5 protein-coding genes are annotated in these 5,020 nt (G+C 64.3%); all 5 read left to right on the top strand.

The window, feature by feature from the left end; translation table 11 throughout:
• On the top strand, nucleotides 1-516 hold a 516-nt coding region (gene ccsA, locus VMX79_09880), incomplete at its 5' end, for a cytochrome c biogenesis protein CcsA (protein ID HUV87409.1).
• 237 nt (nucleotides 517-753) lie between these two features.
• Nucleotides 754-2,754: a sulfatase gene (locus VMX79_09875; GenBank protein HUV87408.1), complete on the top strand. Its 2,001-nt coding sequence runs from the start codon at nucleotides 754-756 to the stop codon at nucleotides 2,752-2,754.
• Between the two features lie 51 nt (nucleotides 2,755-2,805).
• Nucleotides 2,806-3,117 (top strand): hypothetical protein, encoded by a 312-nt coding sequence (locus tag VMX79_09870; protein ID HUV87407.1) that lies wholly within the window; start codon nucleotides 2,806-2,808, stop codon nucleotides 3,115-3,117.
• A 12-nt stretch (nucleotides 3,118-3,129) separates the two neighbouring features.
• Nucleotides 3,130-3,354: a hypothetical protein gene (locus VMX79_09865; GenBank protein ID HUV87406.1), complete on the top strand. Its 225-nt coding sequence runs from the start codon at nucleotides 3,130-3,132 to the stop codon at nucleotides 3,352-3,354.
• A gap of 207 nt (nucleotides 3,355-3,561) precedes the next feature.
• On the top strand, nucleotides 3,562-5,020 hold a 1,459-nt coding region (locus VMX79_09860; GenBank protein HUV87405.1), incomplete at its 3' end, for a serine hydrolase domain-containing protein.

Raw genomic sequence — 5,020 nt, 5'->3', positions numbered from 1 at the left:
ATCGTGATGCCGGTGGCGTTCCTGTTGATAGTGTCGGCGTCGCTGTTCCCGTCCAAGATCGAGGGGCAACTCATCCCGGCGCTGCAGTCGTGGTGGTTGACGATTCACGTGACGCTGGCGTGCCTGGGCGAGGGGGCGTTCGCGGTGGGGTTCGCGGCGGCCGTACTGTACCTCTTCCGCGGCGACAAGCCGAGCAGGTACTTGCCCTCCAAGGAAGCGCTCGACGTCCTCGAGTACCGCGCCGTCGCCATCGGCTTTCCGCTGTTCACCATCGGCGCGCTGGTCGCGGGCGCGATATGGGCGCAGAAGGCGTGGTCGGTGTGGTGGAGTTGGGACCCGAAGGAAACGGCCTCGCTGGTCGTCTTCCTTATCGCCGCGGCGTACCTGCACGCCCGCCGCCTGGCCGGTTGGCGCGGCAAGCGGGCGGCTATTCTGGCGGCGCTCATCTTCGTATCGGCGGTGTTGACGCTCTTCGCGAACCTCATCTTCGGCGGCCTGCACTCGTACGGGGTCTGAATATCCGCAACGCTGTTAAGCGTAAAGGGCGCCTCGAGCCGGGGCGCCTTAACGTTTACCTGGTCGGGAGTAGTTACGAAACGCGTATGCCGGGTTAATTTAAAAGGCCGACGCGGCCGTTTACCGACGCGTTTTCCTATGTTATGTTTGCGCGTACGGGGGCGACGAGGACCGTACACGCGGCAATCGTTGCGGCGTACTCGCTCCCGTTGGGGTCGCTACCCCTGAACCGTTTTTATGTCAAATCGTAGAAACTCCGGTTTAACGCGGTTCCTGGCGCCGCTCGTCGGCGCGAGTTTGTTGGGCGGCGTATTGGCCGCGGCGGGGGAGTATTCGTTAGGTTGTATCCTGGGCGGCGCGCGTTATTGGGGCGTGCCGCGTTTTTATTATCAGATACTATTGGGTGTAGAGGCGGCGTGGCTCAGCGTGTTGGCGGCGATTGCCTTCGGCGTGTGCGGCGCGGTCTATTATTTATTATATAAAAGGAAGGACGATCTCGAGTTAGCGGCGCCGGCGCTCTGGGTAGTCGCCGTCGCGGCGTGCGGCGCGCCGGTCGCGCACTATTTGGCCGTCGCGGACGTGAGTTTCCCGTGGGTTAAATCGCGGTTCGCGGTGGCGGCCGCGGCGTTGTTTTTCCTGGCGGTAGTAAGCCTGTGGGCGCTGTCGGCGGCGGCGCTTTATAAGGCCCTGGCCGCGCTGGGTCGCAAGGTAAAGAAAGTTCCGGCGAAGGCGGTTTTAATCGTGCTGGCGTCGGCGCTACTGCTGCCGGTCGTCGCCGCGGACGTGTATTATATAGTCGCGGGGCGCCGGCCGGCCGGGCGGCGGCCTGACGTGTACGTGGTGGTTATGGACGCCTTCCGCGCGGACCGGCTCAGTTTTTACGGCGGCGCGGGGGGAGTGGCGCCCCGCCTCGAGGCGTTCGGCCGGGAGGGCGTAATATTCCGGGAAGCCTATACCGTGTCGTCGTGGACGAAGCCGGCGGTGGCGTCGCTCTTTACGTCCGCGTATCCGGGCACGCACGGCGTGAATTCGCGGGTCGCCGCGTTGCCCGAGGAAGCGGCGACGTTGGCGGAAGCTATGAAGGGGTTGGGGTACGCGACGTTGGCGGTATCGGCCAACCCGCACGTGAGTTGGGCGGGCGGTATGGGCGACGGCTTCGACGTGTTGGACAGCACGGCCGGGGGGAGCGTAATGGAGGCCGGCGGGCCGTCGCTCTCGGCGGCGCGGTTGTTGACGAGGGCGAAGTGGGCGCCGTCCTTTTTAGGGCCGTTGTGGCATCCGACGACGGACGGCCTCGAGCTGAACCGGCGTTTGGAGTTCTGGTTTAAAATTACGGACGCGCCGCGGTTCGTATACCTGCATTATATGGAGCCGCATACGCCCTACAGGCCGAGGGGAGAAGACGAGGCCGCGCTTAAAACGTATTTCGAACGGGCCCGGAATGAGAAAGTGAGAGAAATCGTACGGGGCCGCTTCTTCGGCGCGCGTTTAACCAAGGACCCGCACTTTAGGCTGGATTATACGCCCGCCGACGTCGCTTTGGCAAAGGCGCTGTACGATAGCGACGTGCGGCGGATGGACGACGTGATAGCGGATTTCCTGGATGAGGTAGTCCCGGCGTATAGCCGCGGCGACGAGGCCGTAGTAGTCATTACCGCCGACCACGGCGAGGAGTTCGGCGAGCACGGCCGGTGGCTCCACGGCGCCGGCTTGCACGGCGAGATAGCGCGCGTCCCGCTGATGGTTCGGGGCGCCGGCCGCGGCAACGTGCGGGGCGCGGTGAACGTCGTCGACATAACGCCGACCGCGGTCGCGCTGGCCGGCGGCGCCCCGCCCGGGAGTTGGATAGGAACGGACTTGACGCCGTACATGAGCGGCGACGGCGCCGTCCCGCCGCGGGAGTTGTTGTTGGAGGGGATAATAGAATACCCGCCCGCTCGAGCCGGCGCGGCGTGGGCGAGCATAGAGCTAGCCGCGACCCTGGATGGCGGTTATTACTACCTGTACGACTACAACGCCGGGCGCGAGTATTTGTACGACGAGGTGCGGGACCTGAATCAGACGTACAACCTGGCCCGGGGCGACGACGAGGCCGCGAACGCCGGCTTGTTGGCGCAACGCCGGGAGGAGCTCGCGTCGCTGAGGGAAGCGGCCCGGGCGCGGGCTTTGACGCCCCGCTACGTACAACTGCCGTCCTCGCTCGAGCGTCAGCTCCGTGCGATGGGGTACGTTAACTAGCGGCGGCGGCAGCGGCGGGACCTGGGGGAGCTGAAGAAGAGGCTGGGGTTCTTGGGTAAGTTACGGCTGGACGTGAAGTATCTTAAAAACATCGAGGAATTTTACCGCGCCCTAAAGGCCTACGAATTGCCGCGCTACGAGTATACGGCGCGGGACATGAGGACCGGGATGGTTGTAGTGGCCTTCGCGTACGAGGCCCCGCTCACGAACGCGGTTACCTTTGCGCGGTGCGTAGGCCGCCACCTCACGTTGTACGGAGGGGACGTGAAGAACGGCTATTGGCGGACGGACGACGGCGCCGAGTTCGTGGGAGGGGCGAAGGTGAAAAGGCCTTCCGGGTTCACCGCGGCGGTAGAAGGATAGGGAGCGAAGCACGTGCGCATCCCGCCGCGGGCCGCGGCGTTCAACTCCGACGTCGAGGCGTTCCACCGCCTGGTCCGGGACGAGTTCTATCGGCTCGAGCGCTTCCACGGCCTTAAGTACTTCCTGGGTAAAGCGTATACCTACGTCGCCTACTTCAACCTCCACCGCCCCAACCGCTACCGCGACAATAAAACCCCCTTCGACATCGCCTCTTCCCTGAACCCGAACCTCCCGTAAAAACTCTTTGCCCCACCCCTTATCATCCTCGACCTCGGTGACCCCCTATCACGTGGATACCATATCCCTTGGCCGAACATTTTTGACATAGACACGGCTCAACGTCGCGTTTATAATGAGGTAGGTGCAACGGAGCCCTCGGAAATCGAAGGAGGTATCGCGGGAAAAAGTGCGAACGTTTACGTAGCGATTACGGCCGCGGTAGTAGTGGTCGCGGCGACGACAGCTTTAAGCGCCGAACCGCCCCCGGTGGCAGCGGCGCCGACGGGCGTTTTGGCCGACGCGCGCGAGGTGGAGGCCTTCGTCGACGGCGTGATGGCGGAACAGCTCAAGTCCTACCACATCCCGGGCGCTACCGTTGCCGTCGTCGCCGACGGCGAGCTCCTCTTCGCGAAGGGTTACGGGTACGCCGATTTAGCGACGCACCGGCCCGTAGTCGCGGACCGGACCCTCTTTCGCCCCGGCTCGTCATCCAAGCTCTTCACCTGGACCGCGGTGATGCAGTTGGTGGAGAAGGGGAAGGTGGACCTCGACGCCGACGTGAACGAGTATTTAACCGATTTCAAGATACCGCCCGCCTTCGGCAAGCCGATAACCGTGGCAAACCTGATGACGCACACGCCCGGGTTCGAAGATTCACCCGTGCGCATAATGGTCGCGCGGGCCGAGGACCTGGAACCGTTGGGGACGTACGTGAAGGACTACGTTCCGGCGCGGGTTTTCCCTCCGGGAGAGGTCCCGGCCTACTCGAACTACGGCGCGGCCCTGGCCGGCTACCTGGTGGAAGTGGTCTCGGGCGTGCCGTTCGAGCAATACGTCGAAGAGAACATCTTCGAGCCGCTGGGTATGGCGCGCACCACGTCCCGCGAGCCGGTGCCGCCGGCGCTCGAGCCTGACGTGGCGGTGGGATATACGTTCGAGGACGGCGTCTTCAAGCCGCAGGACTTCGAGTGGGTCGAGGCTTACCCCGCGGGTTCGGTGAGCGCGACGGCGACGGACATGGCGCGCTTTATGGCGGCGCATCTGCAGGAAGGTCGCTACGGCTCGAGGCGCATTCTGGGGGAGGCCGCCGCGCGCGAGATGCACCGCCGCCTTTTCACGCCGGACCCGCGCGTCAACGGCTGGGCCCACGGCTTTATGGAGATGACGCTCAACGGCGAACGCTTCATCTGGCACGGGGGCTCTACCGTTTACTTCCATACCGCGCTCGCGTTGTTCCCGGAACACGGCGCCGGCGTCTTCGTCTCGTACAACAGCCCCGACGGCAAGCGAGCGCGTTTAGATTTATTGGATGCGTTTGCGGACCGGTATTTCCCTGCGGGCAAGGCACCCGCGCCCGAGCCCGGGCCGGGGGCCGCCCGCGCCGTGGCGCGCTACGCGGGCTCTTACGTGAGATCGCGTGGGGTTTTCACGCGCCTAATGAAGTTTTCGGGATTTTTGGACCCGACTACGTTAAAGGTAACGCCGGACGGGTATCTGCTCGCCCCGGGCGGGTTGAGCCGCCCGACGGGCCGATATCTGGAAGTCGAGCCGGGGACGTTCCGCCGCGTCGAGGCCGACGGTACGTTGGGCGACAAGCTGGTCTTCCGGTTGGACGAGCGCGGCCGCGTTAAGTACGCCTTCTTCGAGAACGACCCCACCAACGTACTGATGAGAGTTCCGTGGT

It is taken from the genome of bacterium (assembly GCA_035529855.1).
Classification (GTDB): Bacteria; RBG-13-66-14; B26-G2; order WVWN01; family WVWN01; genus WVWN01.
The sequence above is the reverse complement of the archived record's forward strand: the minus strand, read 5'-3'. Positions and strand labels throughout refer to the sequence as shown.

Coding starts and splice junctions, on each gene's coding strand:
- VMX79_09875 (HUV87408.1), top strand. CDS start 754: ATGTCAAATCGTAGAAACTCCGGTTTAACGCGGTTCCTGGCGCCGCTC.